The 17,259-nt window shown below is 68.9% G+C and carries 18 protein-coding genes, 1 tRNA gene and 1 rRNA gene; 18 read left to right on the top strand and 2 right to left on the bottom strand.

Translation table 11 applies throughout. The features are described from left to right. The first annotated feature begins 669 nt into the window (after window positions 1-669). The 18 genes from BM228_RS14200 to BM228_RS14115 all read left to right on the top strand — a co-directional run bounded on the left by BM228_RS14200 (window position 670) and on the right by BM228_RS14115 (window position 16,797). Window positions 670-2,604, top strand: coding sequence for a methyl-accepting chemotaxis protein (locus tag BM228_RS14200; protein ID WP_092041526.1), 1,935 nt, complete (start codon window positions 670-672; stop codon window positions 2,602-2,604). Between the two features lie 31 nt (window positions 2,605-2,635). Next, window positions 2,636-4,234, top strand: a complete 1,599-nt coding sequence (locus BM228_RS14195; protein WP_092041523.1) for a chemotaxis protein CheW — start codon at window positions 2,636-2,638, stop codon at window positions 4,232-4,234. 51 nt (window positions 4,235-4,285) lie between these two features. Continuing rightward, entirely contained in the window at window positions 4,286-5,392 is a 1,107-nt protein-coding gene (gene cheB, locus BM228_RS14190) for a chemotaxis-specific protein-glutamate methyltransferase CheB (RefSeq protein WP_092041521.1), read from the top strand. Further along, window positions 5,382-5,999, top strand: coding sequence for a HEAT repeat domain-containing protein (locus BM228_RS14185; protein ID WP_092041518.1), 618 nt, complete (start codon window positions 5,382-5,384; stop codon window positions 5,997-5,999). Before cheB ends, BM228_RS14185 begins: the two co-directional genes overlap by 11 nt. Next, window positions 5,999-6,874, top strand: coding sequence for a CheR family methyltransferase (locus BM228_RS14180; protein WP_092041515.1), 876 nt, complete (start codon window positions 5,999-6,001; stop codon window positions 6,872-6,874). The genes BM228_RS14185 and BM228_RS14180 overlap by 1 nt, the downstream gene beginning before the upstream one ends. Window positions 6,875-6,881: 7 nt before the next feature. After that, window positions 6,882-7,259 (top strand): response regulator, encoded by a 378-nt coding sequence (locus BM228_RS14175; RefSeq protein WP_092041512.1) that lies wholly within the window; start codon window positions 6,882-6,884, stop codon window positions 7,257-7,259. Beyond that, window positions 7,256-9,913 (top strand): chemotaxis protein CheA, encoded by a 2,658-nt coding sequence (locus BM228_RS14170; RefSeq protein WP_092041509.1) that lies wholly within the window; start codon window positions 7,256-7,258, stop codon window positions 9,911-9,913. The genes BM228_RS14175 and BM228_RS14170 overlap by 4 nt, the downstream gene beginning before the upstream one ends. Then, window positions 9,913-10,188, top strand: a complete 276-nt coding sequence (locus BM228_RS14165; RefSeq protein WP_092041507.1) for a hypothetical protein — start codon at window positions 9,913-9,915, stop codon at window positions 10,186-10,188. The genes BM228_RS14170 and BM228_RS14165 overlap by 1 nt, the downstream gene beginning before the upstream one ends. After that, complete coding sequence (locus BM228_RS14160; protein WP_092041505.1) at window positions 10,185-10,979, top strand: ParA family protein; 795 nt, start codon at window positions 10,185-10,187, stop codon at window positions 10,977-10,979. The genes BM228_RS14165 and BM228_RS14160 overlap by 4 nt, the downstream gene beginning before the upstream one ends. 9 nt (window positions 10,980-10,988) lie before the next feature. Next, the gene (locus BM228_RS14155) at window positions 10,989-11,363 is read left to right on the top strand and encodes a response regulator (protein ID WP_092041502.1); all 375 of its coding nucleotides are present in this window, start codon (window positions 10,989-10,991) and stop codon (window positions 11,361-11,363) included. A gap of 1 nt (window position 11,364) precedes the next feature. Then, entirely contained in the window at window positions 11,365-12,600 is a 1,236-nt protein-coding gene (locus tag BM228_RS14150) for a methyl-accepting chemotaxis protein (RefSeq protein ID WP_167367733.1), read from the top strand. Between the two features lie 96 nt (window positions 12,601-12,696). Then, entirely contained in the window at window positions 12,697-13,080 is a 384-nt protein-coding gene (locus BM228_RS14145) for a response regulator (RefSeq protein ID WP_092041499.1), read from the top strand. Window positions 13,081-13,088: 8 nt separating this feature from the next. Further along, window positions 13,089-13,940, top strand: a complete 852-nt coding sequence (locus BM228_RS14140; protein ID WP_092041497.1) for an STAS domain-containing protein — start codon at window positions 13,089-13,091, stop codon at window positions 13,938-13,940. Beyond that, complete coding sequence (locus tag BM228_RS14135) at window positions 13,940-14,329, top strand: STAS domain-containing protein (protein ID WP_092041494.1); 390 nt, start codon at window positions 13,940-13,942, stop codon at window positions 14,327-14,329. The genes BM228_RS14140 and BM228_RS14135 overlap by 1 nt, the downstream gene beginning before the upstream one ends. Further along, a complete protein-coding gene (locus BM228_RS14130; protein ID WP_092041784.1) occupies window positions 14,307-14,762 on the top strand; it encodes an ATP-binding protein in 456 nt (151 codons plus the stop codon). The genes BM228_RS14135 and BM228_RS14130 overlap by 23 nt, the downstream gene beginning before the upstream one ends. Then, the gene (locus BM228_RS14125; protein WP_092041491.1) at window positions 14,759-15,187 is read left to right on the top strand and encodes an anti-sigma regulatory factor; all 429 of its coding nucleotides are present in this window, start codon (window positions 14,759-14,761) and stop codon (window positions 15,185-15,187) included. The genes BM228_RS14130 and BM228_RS14125 overlap by 4 nt, the downstream gene beginning before the upstream one ends. After that, window positions 15,184-15,783 carry a SpoIIE family protein phosphatase gene (locus BM228_RS14120; protein ID WP_092041488.1) on the top strand — a complete coding sequence of 200 codons (600 nt, stop codon included), beginning with the start codon at window positions 15,184-15,186 and terminating at the stop codon, window positions 15,781-15,783. Before BM228_RS14125 ends, BM228_RS14120 begins: the two co-directional genes overlap by 4 nt. 6 nt (window positions 15,784-15,789) lie before the next feature. Then, window positions 15,790-16,797, top strand: coding sequence for a sensor histidine kinase (locus tag BM228_RS14115; RefSeq protein ID WP_092041485.1), 1,008 nt, complete (start codon window positions 15,790-15,792; stop codon window positions 16,795-16,797). Between the two features lie 133 nt (window positions 16,798-16,930). Here the strand turns inward: BM228_RS14115 and BM228_RS14110 are convergent. Further along, window positions 16,931-17,007 (bottom strand) — tRNA-Met (locus tag BM228_RS14110). A 106-nt stretch (window positions 17,008-17,113) separates the two neighbouring features. After that, window positions 17,114-17,229: ribosomal RNA gene (gene rrf / locus BM228_RS14105) — 5S ribosomal RNA — on the bottom strand. Between the last annotated feature and the right edge of the window lie 30 nt (window positions 17,230-17,259).

Raw genomic sequence — 17,259 nt, 5'->3', positions numbered from 1 at the left:
TGCTTCATCTACGTAAACTCAAGCTCAACATATGACGACCGGATCGAGATCTGAGACAATCAATATTTAATCTGTGATGATTCCCGCCATATAGTATTGCATCCGCTGGTCTTGTAGCGCAGCCGCGGCCCTCCCGGCTAGATCGAACCGAGCAGGACCTCCCTGTCGCGCCGGGTAGGTCCATCGGGGTCGGCCCGCCTCGCGAAGCCGATAAGACCCATGGCCCGGCCGGTGCCACTCCGACGCGGCTGCATCGTGTCTGCGCCGAACTTCCGGCCTCGATGTGGAGTTCGTTTGAAGTTTCTCGTCGATCTCAGATCATCACCACGCCTTCTCAAGCATTTGTACAAAATTGATCCGATTTTGATCAACCGCAACGGATCAGAAAAAAATCGTTAATTCACTGAGCAGATTTCATTCAGAAAAAAACTTGTGGCACGGCAATTTTGCGATAAAGATTATGCTGTCATTAGGTTATGCCTGCCATCTTCTGTTCAGGCAGGAATATGGATCTTGGCATTTGAAGATAATCAGCACAAAATTACTGAATATAGATCTTAAAATGACATACCAGTCACGTTCTACCTGGATATCAATATTCCAGCCTCTCCTCAGGGGCGGGAACAGCTCTAAACCCGACATTCTGAACCCGGCATAAGGCGTCGACACATGGCTCTCGCGAAGAAATCCGCCATCCGCTCCATCCCGGCTCCGGTCGCTCCGCGGGACAGCGCACCGTCCGCCGCCACGGGTCGATCGCACCTCGTCGCCGAGGCGGAGAAGCGCAAGGCCCGGACCTTCGCGCGGCAGCAGAAGGCCGCCGAGCGGATCGCCTCGGCCACCGCCGAGCTGTCCAGCGGGATCGCCGAGGCGGCGGCCGCGGCCGAGGAGCTGCGCAAGGCCTCCGAGCAGATCGGCGTCGGCGCCGAGGAGGCCGCCGGCGCCGCGCAGGAGACCATGAAGGCGGTGAACCAGGGCGCGACCCTGATCCAGGCCGCCAAGGAGAATGCCGGTGCGTCCCTGCGCAAGACCGAGGCCCTGTCCGGTCTGATCTTCGAGACCGCGGCGCAGATCGGCGCCTCGGTGGCGGCCATCGCCAAGGCCTCGGAGCGCCAGGAGGCGTCGGTGAAGCTGGTCGAAGAGCTCGACCGGCAGGCCAGCGCCATCGGCGAAATCGTGAAGGCGGTCGCCCGGATCGCGGACCAGACCAACCTGCTCGCCCTCAACGCCGCCATCGAGGCGGCCCGGGCCGGCCAGCACGGCAAGGGCTTCGCCGTGGTCGCCGACGAGGTGCGCACCCTGGCCGAGACCAGCGAAAAGTCCGCCCGCGACATCCAGGAGCTCGTGGCGCAGATCCAGGCCGACGTGAAGGTCGCGGCCGACGGGATCAGCCAGTCCGCGGTCTCGGCCCGGGCCGAGGTCGAGAAGGGCCGGACGGTGACCGCCCAGCTCGACCGGGTGCGCACCGACATGGCCGAGATCATCGACGGCTGCGGCGAGCTCGCCCGGGCCGCCGACGAATCGGCCACCGCCGCCACGGAGGCGCAGAAGGGCGCGGAGATCATCGCGGCCGCGGCCGAGGAGCAGAGCGCGGCCTGCCAGGAGGCCGGCAAGATGGTCGAGCAGCAGACCACCGCCCTGTCGCAGAGTGAGGACGCCGCCCAGGAGCTGTCCGGCCTCGCCGAGGAGCTGAAGAACAGCACCAATATCGGCAAGAGCGCCGAGGAGGTCGCCTCCGCCGCGGAGGAGCTCTCCAGCGCCGTCGAGGAGATCAACCGCGCCGCCGCGCAGGTCACGATCGCCCTCGACCAGATCACCAAGGGCGCGCAGCAGCAATCGGCCGCGACCCAGCAATCCTCGGCCGCGATCGCGCAGATCGAGCGGCGCGCCCAGGTGACCCAGACCCTGGCGGGCACCGCCGTCGAGAAGGCGCAGGGGATCGCGGACCTGCTGGTCGAGAACAAGAGCCTGGTCGACGGGATGATCGAGGGCCTCGAGCAATCCGTGGAGGCGGGCCGCGTGAGCCGCGACCAGATCGCGTCCCTGGAGCAGGTCAGCCGGCGCATCGACAAGATCGTCGACGCCATCACCACGGTCTCGATCCAGACCAACATGCTGGCGGTCAACGGCTCGGTGGAGGCGGCGCGGGCCGGCGAGTTCGGCAAGGGCTTCGCCGTCGTCTCGACCGATATCCGCAACCTCGCCCGGGATTCGGCCGAGAATGCCGAGCGGATCAAGGACACGGTCAAGACCATCCAGGACACGATCGTGTTCGTGCGCGGCGACCTCCAGGAGATCGCCGAGAGTGCCGTCGTCGAAGTCGAGAAGAGCGGCGCGATCTCGCGCAACCTCGATACCGTCACCAAGGACATGGCCGAGGTGCTGTCGGGCAACCGGGAGATCCTGACCGGCACCGAGGGCATCGTCCGGATGGTCCGGGAGGTCCAGACCGCGATCGAGCAGGTCGCCGCCGCGGCCCAGCAGGCGGCCCGGACTTCCGCCGAGGCCGGGACCGCCGCCGCCGAGCAGGGCAAGGGCGCCGAGCAACTCGCCGCCGCGATCGAGGAGATCGCCTCGCTCGCCGACGAACTCCAGGCCGCCTGAGCCGAACCGCCCGGAGAGCGAAAGACCGACCATGGCAAACGCAGCAGCTCAGGCGGTGCAGGCGCTGGATTCCGGGTTCACGCCCGATCCGGCGGAGGCCGCCGCACGGCCCGGCCAGGAGGACGGCCGCAGCGAGGCCCGTCAGTTCGTGATCTTCCACGTCGAGACGGAGATGTTCGCCGTCTCTCTGGCCGACGTGCAGGAGATCATCCGGATCCCCGAGGTGGTGCGGGTGCCGTTCAGCCCCGCCTCGCTTCTTGGGCTCGCCAACCTCCGCGGTACGGTCCTGCCGGTCCTGAACCTGCGGGACGTGTTCGCCTTCCCGCCGGTGCTGAACGACGACGCCACCCGGGTGGTGGTGCTCGACCAGGGCAATCCGATCGGCCTCGTGGTCGACCGGATGGCCAACGTGGTGACCGTCGATCCCGACCGGATCGAGCCGACCTCGGCCATCGAGGGCAGCGTCGACACCGCGCTCCTGACCGGGATGATCAAGGGCGACGACGGCCGGTCGATGGTGATGATCCTGGACGCGGCCCAGCTGGTGAGCCGCGAGTTCAGCCAGTTCTCCACGAAGATCCGCCGGGCCGCCGGCCAGGTGCAGGTCGCCGACGCAAATACCTCCACCCGGGCCGAGGCCGAGGCCGACGAGGACCAGCTCGTGAGCTTCGAGGTGGCGGGGCAGGAATACGCCTTCCCGATCGAGCGGGTGCAGGAGATCGTCCAGCTGCCCGAACGCCTCACCCACGTCCCGAATGCGCCCTCCCACGTGCTCGGGGTGATCACCCTGCGCAACCGCCTGCTGCCGCTCGTCTCCTTGCGCGAGATGTTCGGCCTCCAGGCCAAGGAATTCACCGAGACCAACAAGGTCGTGGTGGTGTCGCTCGGCGAGGGTGGGACCGTCTCGGTCGGCGTCGTGATGGACAGCGTCAAGGAGGTGCTGCGGGTCAGCCGCAGCCTGGTCGAGGCGATGCCCGCCCTGCTGTCGCAGGATGGCGGCATGGACGAGATCCAGGCGATCTGCCGGCTGCAGGAGGGGCGTCGGCTGGTCTCCGTCCTGTCGGTCGAGAAGATGTTCGACACCAACGAGCTGCGGAAGCTGTCCGCCACGGGGAACCAGGGCATGAGCGCCGACGGACGACAGGACGGGGACGAACGCCAGGACGCCGCCGACGAGGAGCAGTTCGTGGTGTTCCGCCTGATGGGCGAGGAATACGGCGTGCCGATCGAGGCCGTGCAGGAGATCGTCCGGGTGCCGGACGAGCTGACCCGGATCCCGAAGGCGCCGTCCTTCGTGGAAGGCGTGATCAACCTGCGCGGCGTCGTGCTGCCGGTGGTGGACCAGCGCCGCCGCTTCAACCTCGCCGAGGCGGAGCGCAACGACCGCCAGCGGATCATGGTCTTCACCGTCCGGGGCGTCCGGACCGGCTTCATCGTCGACTCGGTCTCCGAGGTGATGCGGATCTCGGCCAAGGCGATCGGCGACGCGCCGAACCTGTCGGACGCGCAGCAGCGCCTGATCCGTCGGGTTGCCAACCTGGAGAGCCAGAAGCGCATGGTCCTCCTGCTCGACACGATGCAGCTGCTGGACACGCAGGAAGCCGCCGCCGTCCAGCTCACGACCCACTGAGCGCGGGGTCGCCGCCCCTCGCCCCGACATGTCATCCCGGAAAGACCCCGCATGATCCGCGCCCTCGTGGCCGACGATTCCGCCCTGATGCGCAGGCACCTCACGCAGCTCCTCGAGTCCGCGGGCGGCTTCACGGTTCAGACGGCCCGTAACGGCGTCGAGGTTCTGGAGGCGCTCCAGAGCTTCGATCCGCACGTGATCACCCTCGACGTCAACATGCCGGAGATGGACGGGATCACCTGCCTGTCGCGGATCATGAGCGAGGATCCGCGGCCGGTGGTGATGGTCTCGTCGCTGACCGAGGAAGGCGCCGAGACGACCCTGCAGGCGCTGAGCCTCGGGGCGGTCGACTTCGTGCAGAAGCCCGGCGGCACGATCTCCCTGTCGATCGACCGGATCCACCGCGAGCTGCTGATGAAGGTCCGCAGCGCCGCGACCACCCGGGTCCGGCGCAGCACCGGCCTGCGCGGACGCCTGGCCGCCCAGCGCCGGCGCCCCGCCCCGTCGGGTCCGCCGCCGCAGGTCTCGTTCGCGGGCTGCCGCCCCGGGCTGGTGCTGGTCGGCGTGTCCACGGGCGGTCCCGGGGTGCTGGAGGAGATCCTGCCGCGCCTGCCGAAGGATTTTCCCTGGCCGGTCCTGATCGCCCAGCACATGCCGAGCAGCTTCACCGGTGTCTTCGCCCGGCGGCTGAACGACCTCTGCGCCGTCTCGGTGGTGGAGGTCGCCCGGCAGATGCCGGTGGAGCCCGGCACGGTCTACATCGCCAAGGGGGATGCCGACCTCGTCGTCACCCGCCGGGGCATCGGCTATTCCGCGACGCCGCTGCCGCAGAGCGACGCGCATATCTGGCATCCGAGCGTCACCCGCATGGTCGAGAGCGCGCTCGCCCTGCTCCCGGCCAACCGGCTGATCGCCGTGCAACTCACCGGAATGGGCGATGACGGTGCCGAGGCCATGGCCCGGCTGCGCGCCGGCGGCGGCCTGACCATCGCGCAGGACGAGGAGACGAGCATCGTCTTCGGGATGCCGCAGGAACTGATCAAGCGCGGCGGGGCCAGCGCGGTCCTGCCGAGCGACGCGATCGCGGAGCAGCTCATCGGGTGGCTCCGCGCCCCGGAAGCCGGGACTCGAACCGGGGAACGCCGCCGTGGCTCTTAAGAAACCGAACCACGCGCCGAAGGGTGCCGAGGAACCGCCGCGCGCGGATCTCGCCACGCTGACGGCGGCCCTCGCCTCGCCCGACGGTGCCGAGCGGCGCCGGGCCGCCCGGGAGCTCGGCGCCTTCCCGGAGGCCGGGCCGCTGCTCTGCACGCATCTCGCGCAGGAGCCGGCCGCCAGCGTCCGGGCCGTGATCCTGACGACGCTGATCCGCCTCAAGTCGCCCGCGGTGGTGGCCGGCCTGCTGCCCCTGCTGCGCAGCGAGGACAGCGCCCTGCGCAACGCCGCGATCGAGGCGCTTCAGGAGATGCCCGCCGAGGTTGAGCCCCATGTCGCCGACCTGCTGGCCGATCCCGACAGCGATGTCCGCATCATGGCGGTCAACATGCTGAGCCTGCTGCCGCACCCGAAGGCCCCGGACTGGCTGGCCGAGGTCGTTGCGCGCGAGGCCCACATCAATGTTTGCGCGGCGGCGGTCGACGGCCTTGCGGAGATCGGCAACGAGCGCGCCATCGCGCCGCTCCAGGCCCTGGCCGCGCGCTTCCCCGAGGTGCCGTTCATCCGCTTCGCGGCGGCCGCGGCGATCCGCCGGATCGGAGGCTCGTGATGCAGCCCAACCGTGCCCCCGGGCTGGCCGCCCCGGCGATCCAGATCACCGAGGACGAGTACGAGAAGTTCTACGAGTATTTCTATCGCCGCACGGGCATCTCGTTCAGCGGCAAGAAGGAGTACTTCGTCGAGAAGCGCCTTCTGGAGCGGATCGCCAAGACCGGGAGCGACAGTTTCAAGGCGTATTTCACCCTGCTGCGCTTCCAGGCCTCGGGTGAGGAACTGCAGCACCTCGTCAACCTGATGACGGTCAACGAGACCTACTTCTTCCGCGAGGATTACCAGTTCGACGCCCTGGTGCGGGGCATCCTGCCCGAGATCACCCGGACGCGCCGGCCCGGTGGGACCCTGCGGATCTGGTCGATGCCCTGCTCGACCGGGGAGGAGCCGTACTCGATCGCGATCCAGATCCTCGAAAACTGGGCACAGGCGGACGAGTTCGCCATCGAGATCACCGGATCGGACATCGATTCCCGGGTGCTGGCCGATGCCCGCAAGGGGGTCTACGGCAACCGCTCCCTGCAACGGCTGTCGCCGGAGCTGCGCAAGAAGTATTTCCGCCGGGTCGGCGACGACCAGTTCGAGATCCACGAGGAGCTGCGCAGCTCCATCGAGTTCTCGATCGCCAACCTGTCCGATCCGATCCACATGCACCGCTACCGTGCGATGGACGTGATCTTCTGCCGCAACCTGTTGATCTATTTCGACGATACGTCCCGACGTGCCGCGGTCGAAGCGCTCTACGAATGCCTGAATCCGGGCGGGTTCATCTGCCTGGGCCATTCGGAAAGCATGAGCCGCATGTCGTCGATGTTCCTGCCGCGCAAGTTCGGCGACACGATCGTCTATCAAAGACCGATCGATCAGGATTGATACGGGCATGTCCGGCAAACGAATACTTGTCGTCGAAGACGGCATCACGATGCGGATGTTCTACCAAGACGTGCTCGGCCGCGCCGGGTTCACCGTCGAGGAGGCCGCCAACGGCGTCGAGGGCCTGGAGAAGGCCCTGCTCGGCGGCTACGACCTGATGATCGTAGACATCAACATGCCCAAGATGGACGGCTACGAGCTGGTGTCCCGCATCCGCCGGGAGCCGTCGCTCCAGGCGATTCCCGTGGTCACGATCAGCACCGAGGCCCAGGACGCGGATGCGAGCCGGGCCTACGCGGTGGGCGCCAATTTCTACATCGTCAAACCCGCCGATCCCGTGCTCCTCGTCGAGACGGCGCGCCTGCTGACCGGTGCGCAGCCATGACCAATCCCCTGCTGGCCCGGTTCATCCCGGAAGCGCGTGAGCTGCTGCAGGTCTCGGCCAGCGGGTTGCTGAAGCTGGAGCGGAACCCGACCGACGAGACCGCGATCAACGAGGTGTTCCGGGCGGTCCACACGATCAAGGGCTCGTCCGGCCTGTTCGACGCGCTGGCCCTGACCCGGCTCGTCCACGCGGCCGAGGACCTCCTCGGAGAGGTCCGGTCCGACGCGCTCCAGATCGACTCGAGCCTGGTCGACATGCTGCTCGACAGCCTCGACCAGGTCGGCCAGTGGATCGACGAGCTGGAGCGGCGCTCGGCGCTGCCGGCGGATGCCGACGGGGTCGCGCACCGGATGGCCACGCAGCTGCGCCAGCGGCTGGGTGCGCAGGACGACGCGCCCGATGGGGGGGAGCCGGCGGACGGGCCGCACGAGGCCGCGCCGCTCGGGGCGGATCCGGCGCCGATCGAGGACGTCGCGACGCTGCCGCCGGCGCTCCTGGCGCGCCTGCCCGCCGCCGCCTGCCTCGACGCGTTCCGGCGCGCCTGCGGCGGCCAGGCCGTGCATCTGGTCCGCTACGCGCCGGAGGCGGGCTGCTTCTTCAACGGCACCGATCCCCTGCAGGCGATCCAGCAGGTGCCGGAGGCGCTGGCCCTCGACATTGCGGCGGCTGAGCCCTGGGGACCGCTGGAGGATCTCGACCCGTATCAGTGCAACCTGCACTTCTCCCTGCTGACCGCGGCGCCCCGGCCCGAGATCGAGCAGGCGATGCGCTACGAGCTGGACCAGATCACCATTGCCTCCGTCCGGCCCCGGGACTTCGTGCGGATCACGGGCGAGGCCAGCGACGGGCCGATCTGGGAGGATTTTCGCGAGGCGGCCTCGGCCTTCCTGGCCGCCGGGCGCCATGACGAACTGCGTCAGGCCGTTTCCGCCCTGCGCAGTGTCGCCGGGCCGACGCTCTGGCGCCGGCAGGCGCTGGATTGGCTGGAGGTCGCCCTGTTGGCGGCCGAGCCCGATCCGGGTCTCGTGGCGGCCCTCGTGGCGGCGGCCGGCTCGGGCCGGTTCGATCCGGTTCCGGCCGCCCCTGCGCCCGCAGCCCCGGCTCCGGCTCCGGCTCCGGCGCCGCAGTCCGCACCACAGGCCGCCGACTCGCGCCAGGAGCTCGCCCGCTCGGTCCTGGCGAGCCAGCACCGGGCCCTGGAGCAGGCAGGCTACGATGCGGATCGCCTCGCCTCGGTCGGGACCGTGGTGGGGAACGTGCTCCTCAGCCTCGGCCGCGACGCCGACCGCACCGCGATCCAGGCGGCGTTCGAGGCGGCCCGGGAGGCCCGCTCGGTCGCGCCGGTTCTGAGCGCCCTGTCGGCCGTGCTCGACGGCACCCCGCTCCACCGCACGGAGGCGGCGCCCGCGCTGCCGGCCGCGCTGCCCCAGGCCTTCGAGGAGGCCGCGCCGGTGGCGGGCGCGAAGGAGCCCGAGGGGCGCATCGCCGCAAAATCCCTGAAGGTCGACCAGGCGAAGATCGACCTGCTGATGAACCTGATCGGCGAACTCGTCGTCTCCAAGAACGCGCTGCCGTTCCTCGCCAAGCGGGCGGAGGAGACCTACGCCTCGCGCGAGATGTCCCGCGAGATCAAGGAGCAATACGCGGTCATCGATCGGCTCGCCCAGGAGATGCAGGGCGCGATCATGCAGGTCCGCATGCTGCCGGTCTCGGAGATCTTCGACCGGTTCCCCCGGCTGGTGCGCGACCTCGCGCGCAAGCTCGGCAAGCGGATCGATCTCGCCCTCGAAGGCGAGGACACGGCCGCCGACAAGACCATCATCGAGGCCCTGGGCGACCCGCTGCTGCACATCGTCCGCAACTCCCTCGATCACGGGCTCGAATCGCCGGACGAGCGCCGGGCGGCGGGCAAGTCGGCGACGGCGCGCATCCTGCTCAAGGCCCGCCAGGAGGCCGACAGCGTCGTCATTGAGGTCCAGGACAATGGCCGGGGCATCGACCCGGTCCGGATCCGCGCCGCCGCCATCGCCAAGGGCGTGATCGGCCAGGAGGAGGCGGACCGCCTCTCCGATCAGGAGGCGATCAACCTGATCTACCGCCCCGGCTTCTCGACTGCGGCGGAGATCTCCGACCTGTCCGGCCGCGGGGTCGGGATGGATGTGGTCCTGACCACCGTGGAGAAGCTCGGCGGCCAGGTCTCGGTGAGCTCCCGCCTCGGCGAGGGGACCACCACCCGCCTCGCCCTGCCGCTCAGCATGGCGGTCACCCGGATCATGATCGTGGAGGCCGCCGGCAGCCTCTACGGCGTGCCGATGGACATGATCGTCGAGACCGTGCGGGTCCCGCGCGAGCGCATCCGGATGATCAAGAAGGCCGAGACCTTCGTGCTGCGCGAGACGATCATCCCGCTGCTGCGGCTGTCGCGCCTGCTGCACCTGCCCGATCAGCCGCGGGGCGAGGCCGACGCGGCCGTCCTCGTCTGCCACGTCAACGGCCGGCGCGTCGGGCTGATCATCGACAACTTCCGGGAGGGGATGGACGTGATCCTGAAGCCTCTGGAGGGCGTCCTGACCGGCATCGGCGGCTATGCCGGCACGACCCTCCTGGGGGATGGCCGCGTCCTCCTGGTCCTCGACCTCAGGGAGTTGCTGTGATGGGCATCCGGATCGCCCGCAAGACCGTCCATCTCGAAGGCCATTGCACCGTCGAGGAGGCCCTGCCGCTGCTGGAGGCCCTGCGCAAGCCGGGCGCCCACAAGGTCGTGCTGACCAAGTGCCAGGGGCTCCACGCCGCGATCCTGCAGGTGCTGGCCGCCGCGCGGCCGGCCGCGCTCGCGCCGCCCGCCGACCCGGCGCTGGCCGGCCTGGTCATGCCGTTCCTCGAAGCGTCCCGGCAGGTTGCCCCAGAGGCGCCCGGAGCGGCCGCTTGACCACGATCCTGGCCATCTCCAACCGCAAGGGCGGCAGCGGCAAGTCGACGACCTCCGTCAACCTGGCGGCGGAATGCGGCGCCCGCGGCCGGCGCACGCTGCTGGTCGACCTGGACACCCAGGGGCATGCCGGGCTCGGCTTCGGCGTCGTGCCGGAGCGCGACGCGCCGACCGCCCACCACGTCTTCACGAGCCCCGATTTCGACCTGCAGACGGCCATCCGGCCGACCGCCTGCGCGGGCGTGTCGGTCATCCCCGCCGACCAGCTGTTCGACGGCACCACGGCTTTGGATCGCAGCGTCTCGGCCCTGCAGCGATGCCTGCGCAGCCCGGACATCGCGGCGCGGTTCGACCTCGTGATCCTCGACACGCCCCCCTCCCTCGACATGATCCTGGTCAACGCCCTGGCGGCGTCCGACGGCGTCCTGGTCCCGATGATCCCCCACGCCCTGTCGGCCGAGGGCGTGCGGCAGCTGGCGCGGCTGTTCTTCCGCATCGCCACGACGGTCAACAGCGGCCTGAAGGTCGTCGGATTGCTGCCGGTGATGCTGAACGTGCACACCAATCACCACCGCGAGACCATGCAGGACATCGCCCGGGAATTCGGGATCGAGCGCGTGCTCACCGGGATCCGAACCGACATCCGTCTGGCGGAGGCGTTCGCCGCCCGCAAACCCGTCCGGGACTACGCACCCCTGAGCCGGGGAAGCGCCGATTACGGCCTTCTCGCCGACGAGCTGACCGCATTCTGGCAGGCCGATGCGGCGCCCGCCGCCGACACATCATCCTAGGAGATACTCTTGGCCACGACGATCATGATTGTCGACGATTCGCCCACGATGCTGATGAGCATCGAGGGCATCCTGAACAAGGCCGGACTCGGCGTCGTCAAGGCGGCGAGCGGCGAGGAAGCCGTCACGACGCTGCAGGGGGGCACCAAGCCCAACCTGCTGATCACCGACCTCAACATGGGCGCGATGAACGGCATCGAGCTGATCCGCCGGGTGCGCAAGCTTCCGGGCCTGCAATTCATCCCGATCCTGATGCTGACCACCGAGTCCCAGCAGGACAAGCGCAACGAGGCGAAGTCGGCAGGCGCCACGGGCTGGATCGTCAAGCCGGTGGATCCGGAAGCCCTGCTCAAGGTGATCCGCCAGCTGGTTCCCGGAGCCTGATATGGCCCGGGTGCCCCCGCCACGCGCGATCCGATGGATCGGCCCGCTCTGCGCGGTCCTCACGGCCCTGGCGCTTGCCGCGGTCGGCGCGGTCGCGTTCGGTCCTGAGCCGGGCGTCGCCGCCATCGCGGGGCTCGGCTTTGCGGCCACGTGGGGCGCGGCTTGGGCCTCTGTGACGCTGAACCGCCGCGCGATGGACCTGGAGGCGCCGGCGCCTCAGGAGCGCGCACCGGCGGAGGCGGCACCGCTTCCGGCGGATCGGCCAGAGGAATCCGGGGCGCAGGACGCTACGGGACGCGCGGAGATCCAGGCCGCTCTGGCGGACCATTTCGCGGTCTACGATCGCCTGTTCGAGCGTGCCGCCAACGACACGGCCTCGGTCACCACCGAGACCGAGGCCGCCGCCTACGACATCATGACCAGCCTGCGGGAGGTCGACGCCGCGATGACCGAGCTGCTGGCCTTTCTCGACTTGTCCGGCTCCAACGCGCGGGTGATCGAGATCGTCGACCAGACCGACCAGCAGCTCACCGAAAACCGTCAGCTGATCGGCGACTTCCTGATCCGGCGCGACCAGGACGTGGTGGAATGCCAGCAGCGCCTCGACGAGCTCGACCTCGCGACCGCGCAGCTGACGCGGGCGACCGAAGGCGTGCAGACTATCGCCCGCCAGACCAACCTGCTCGCCCTGAACGCGACGATCGAGGCCGCCCGGGCCGAGAAGGCCGGCGCGGGCTTCGCCGTGGTGGCGAAGGAGGTCAAGGAACTCTCGAACGCCTCGGCCGGCACCGCGACCCGGATCGCCCAGGATCTCGCCAGCCTGCGCGAGTCCATCCGGGAAAACTTCTCCATCCTGGTCAACGACCGCGTCGAAGGCGAGCGCGGCGAGCTCATGAAGATCGCCGCGGCGATCGCCAGCCTCACGGAGAACATGGAGCGCCTGGTCGCCCACCAGCGGGACACGCTGGTGAAGGTCCAGGAAGAGAGCGCCCGCATCGCCCAGCCGATCGTCCGCCTCATCGGTTCGATCCAATTCCAGGACGTCACCCGGCAGCGCCTGCAACATCTGGAAGGTATCTTCGCCGCAGCCCGGACACATCTCCAGGCCCTGGATCTATCGAATCCCTTGACGAAATCTTGGCCGGACGCTAGATCATTTGCAGAAATCGCGCTCTCAGAAGGGCCATCACCGCCAAGAAATAACGTGAAGCACAATAATGAAATCGAGTTGTTTTAGAATTTATTGAGATACTTCCATTTAAGAATTGCATCCGCCCATTCTATTGGGTCGATCGATGCGCCATTTCAGTTCCGAAAACAGAAGGATTGATCCATGGCATCGGTCCTACTGACGGATGACGTGCCGGTCGTCAGGATGACGGTCCGGCGGTTTCTCGAACGCGGTCAGCACACGGTCCAGGAATGCGGTTCCGCCGCCGAGGCGGAGGCACTCCTGGGCGCCCGGCCGTTCGACATCCTCGTCACCGACCTCTGGATGCCCGGACGGGACGGCCTGACGCTGATCGGCTGGGTCAAGGCGCACAAGCCCGGCCTGCCCATCATCGCGATTACCGGGGGCGCGCCGCGGGCGCCCCAGCTCTTCTCGATGGAGGAGGCGGCGCGCGTCGGAGCCGACCGCGTGCTCATGAAGCCGGTCGGCATGCAGGAACTCCTGGGCGCCGTCGCCGCCCTCGCCCCATCGGCCGCCACGGAGTGATCGAACTGATGCACGGTCTCGGACAAATCCTTCTGCAGAGCCGGGCGGACGTGCTGGAGGCGTGGCTCGAACGCCTGCGCGAGACCGTGCCCGGCGTGCAGCCGGCCTCGCTCCAGCTGCTCAAGCTCGAGCTGGGCACGCTGATCGAGAAGCTCACGGGCTATTTCCTGACGGATGACGACGACGGCGCCGGCCCGGCCTTCAAGTCCGTCGAGGAGCAGGCCGCCACGACCAGCGCTGCCTGCGCCCGCGACGGCCTGACACCGATGGAGACCGCCACGCTCATCCTGTCGCTGAAGGCGATCGCGGGCGAGCTGCTCGATCGCGAGACCAGCGCCAAGGCGACCGACCTCTACAGGATGCGCACCGCCCTCGACGCGGTGGTGGATAGGCTGGCGCTGGTCACCTTCGCGGCCTTCGTCGAGACCCGCGAGGAGATCATCAAGCGCCAGGGCCGGGCGCTGCTGGATCTCGCGACCCCGGCCCTGCCGATCTGGCGCCACATCATCTTGATGCCGCTCGTCGGGATCATCGACACGCAGCGGGCCCGTCAGGTGATGGAATGGCTGCTCGAGGCACTGTCCCGGGAGGAGGCGCGGATCGCGATCCTCGACGTGACCGGCGTGCCGCTGATCGACAGCCGCGTCGCCCTGCACCTGACCAAGACCGTCGAGGCCGCGCGCCTGCTCGGCTCCCAGGTGATCGTCACCGGCATCAGCCCGGACGCGGCCCAGACCCTCGTGAAGCTCGACGTGGACCTGTCGAACATGATCACCCGGGGGAGCCTGCGGTCCGGCCTGGCCGAGGCCTTCCGGCTGCTCGGTCAGCAGTCCAAGGGCACGACCGAGACGATGATCTGATGCGTGTCCCCATCCTCCGGCTCGGCCGCGTCCTCCTGACCTCCCTGCCGGCCGACCTCACGGACCAGCAAGTGATGGATCTCCAGATCGACGCCCTCGCGCTGATCCAGGCCGGAAAGGCCGACGGGCTCGTGATCGACATCACGGCGGCCGATGTCGTCGACTCGTACATGGCCCGGATCCTCTCGGAGACGGCCAAGATGGTGACGATCATGGGCGGGGTCGCGGTCCTGGCGGGCATGCAGCCCGCCGTGGCCCTGACCCTCGTGGAGATGGGCCGGGGCATGATCGACATGGAGACCGCCTTCGATCTCGAAGGCGGCGTGGCCAAGGTCGGTCGGATGGTGGCGTCCCGTGGAGGTCGCCATGACGAAGTCCCGACCGCCTGACCGCCCCGAACCGGACCCGGAGAATTCCGGCACCGGGATGCGCGCCGTCGTCGAGATCCTGGTCCAGGACGATATCCTCCGGGCTCGGCAGGCGAGCCGCACCGCCGCCGCGGCGCTCGGGTTCACCACCGTCGATCAGACCCGCCTGGCCACGGTCGTCTCCGAGCTCACCCGCAACGCCCTGACCTATGCCGGCGGCGGCGAGTGCCGCGTCCTGACCCGCCTTACGGCCCTTGAGCGCAGCGTCGTGATCGAGGTCGAGGATTCCGGCCCGGGGATCCCCGACGTCCCCGAGGCGCTGACCCGCGGATACTCCACTCGGCAAAGCCTCGGCCTCGGCCTCACCGCCGTGCGCAAGCTGATGGACGATCTCACGATCGAGACACGTCCCGGCCGCACCCTGGTTCGGACCGGCATGACGAGGCGTCGATGAGGCCGAAGGCGGACGTGGTGCAGCCGGATGTGGTCGCCGTGACGGTGACGACCGAGATCGACGTCGCCGAGGTGCGCCAGGAGGCGCGCCGGCTCGCCCTGCGCCACGGCTTCGGCACCGTGCGGGCCTACGGCCTGGCGACCGCGGTCTCCGAACTCGCCATGAACCTCGTCCTCCACACCGCGCGCGGCGGCCAGATCCGCCTGACCGCACAGGATGCGGCCGAGACGGCGGTGATCGAGCTCGTGGCCGAGGATGACGGCCCGGGGATCCCGGACATCGCGCTGGCCATGGAGGACGGCTTCTCGACCCGCGGCGGCCTGGGCTGCGGTCTCCCGGGGACGCGCCGCTTGGTCGACACCTTCGCGATCACCTCCCGGGTCGGGGAAGGGACGCGCATCGTCTGCCTGGTGCGGCGGCCGTGAGCTTGGCCTCGGAGACCCCGATTCCCCGGATCGCGGCGGCGACCCGGACCTATCCCGGCGAGACCGTGTGCGGCGACATGGTCGCCTGGTGGCAGGAGGGGGATGCCACCTTCGCCTGCATCGTCGACGGCCTCGGCCACGGGCCGGACGCCCACCACGCCGCCCGCATCCTGCTCGCCCTGGTCGAGGGCCAGGCGGGACTCGAGCCGACGGACCGGCTCGTCATTGCCGACAGGGCCATGCGCCACACCCGCGGTGCCGCGGCGGCGCTCGTGCGGATCGATCCCGACGCGCGGACGATCACGACGGCGGCGGTCGGCAACATCCAGGGGGCGCTGTTCTCGACGCGAACCTTGCGCTTCGACGGCATGCCGGGGATCGTCGGGGCGGGTTTGCGCCCGCTCAAGCCCCTCGTCGTGCCGTTCACCCCCGCCGACATCCTGGTCCTCTGGACCGACGGCCTCCGGCCGGTGGATCTGGAGGCGGACCCGCAGGCGGCGCGCAGCGATCCCGAGCGCCTCGCCGCGAACCTGATGGCCAGCCACGGACGCCAGAGCGACGATTGCGGCGTCCTCTGCGTCGCGTTTCGCGCGTGACGCCGCATGAACAGCCTTCTGCAGCGCTACACCGCCGGCATGGCGCGCTACGTCGCCACGGCGGCCGAGGCCCCCCTCCTCGATATCGAGGAACTCGGCCGCTTGGCGATCACCGACGACATCTCCCTCGACGAGATCGCCGGGCTGCATGAGGGCGCGGCGCTGGCGCTGACCGATCAGGGCGTGCCGATCAACGAGCCGGAGATCATCCGGCGCATGTCGGCCTGCCTGAGCGCCCTGATGGTCTCGGCGGCGGTGGCCTATCGGACCAAGATCGACCTGCTCGAGCAGCATCGGCAGGAGGAGCGCGACCGGACCGAGCGGGACCGGCAGCGCTTAGAGACGCTGGGCCAGTTCGTCGGCTCGGTGGCGCACGAGCTCAACAACCTGCTCCAGCCGGTGCGCGGCATGACCGAGATCATGGTCGCCGATCTCGCCGAGCAGAGGCCCCCCGAGCGGGCGGACCTCGAAGTCATCGAGGGCTGCGCGATCCAGGCGGTCTCGGTGATCCAGGGCATCCTCGGCTATGTCCGGCGCGAGACGATCGCGCCCCAGCGCCTGGCCTTCGGGGCTGCCGTCGCCACCGCTTGCACCTTCATCCGGCCGATGCTGCGCGAGCCGTTCGAGGTGGCGATCCGGGACCGGGACAGCGAGGTCCTGGCCCGCCAGGGCGAGCTGACCCAGATCCTGCTGAACCTGTTGCAGAACGCCGTGCAGGCGGGGGCGACGCATATCCGGGTCGAGGTCGATCGGATCGGCGGCGACTGGCGGGGCGGCGGACAGCCGCCGCGGATGCGGCTGCGGGTGACCGATAACGGGCAGGGCATGTCCGCTGCCGTCGCGGCGCGCGCCCTCGACCCGTATTTCACCACCAAAGCGAGCGGCCAGGGCACCGGCCTCGGGCTCGCCATCGTCCGAAGCATCGTGCTCGGCTGGTCCGGCGACCTGGAACTCGAATCCGAGCCGGAGCGGGGAACCACCTTGACCCTGCTGCTGCCGGTCGCCATCGGCTGAGGCGATCAGGGTCTCTCGTCCCGAACGATGAAGCGTTGACGATCGGTCTGCAGAGCGGCGCAGCTTCAAACGCAAAAACCCGGTCCGCGCGAGCGGACCGGGGTTTTGGACGGGTCGAGTAATCGAAAAGGTTTGGTTGCGGGGACAGGATTTGAACCTGTGACCTTCAGGTTATGAGCCTGACGAGCTACCGGGCTGCTCCACCCCGCGCCAAGGTTGTGCGGCTGGTCCGGGCTGGCGTGCGCCTGTATGGGGCGGGCTCCGGGGCCGTAGCGGTGATCGTGTGTGAGGGAATGGTGTGATTTGCGATGTGCGGGTCTGGCGGCGACCGACTCTCCCGTGCCTTGAGACACAGTACCATGGGCGCTGGCGTGTTTAACGGCCGAGTTCGAGATGGGATCGGGTTCTGGGCACGCCGCTCAAGCCACCAGACCGGCGCATCGCAATTCTTTTCGGACTTGG

This window comes from Methylobacterium pseudosasicola, assembly GCF_900114535.1.
GTDB lineage: Bacteria > Pseudomonadota > Alphaproteobacteria > Rhizobiales > Beijerinckiaceae > Methylobacterium > Methylobacterium pseudosasicola.
Note: the sequence above shows the minus strand (reverse complement) of the source record. Positions and strands in the feature narration are given on the sequence as shown.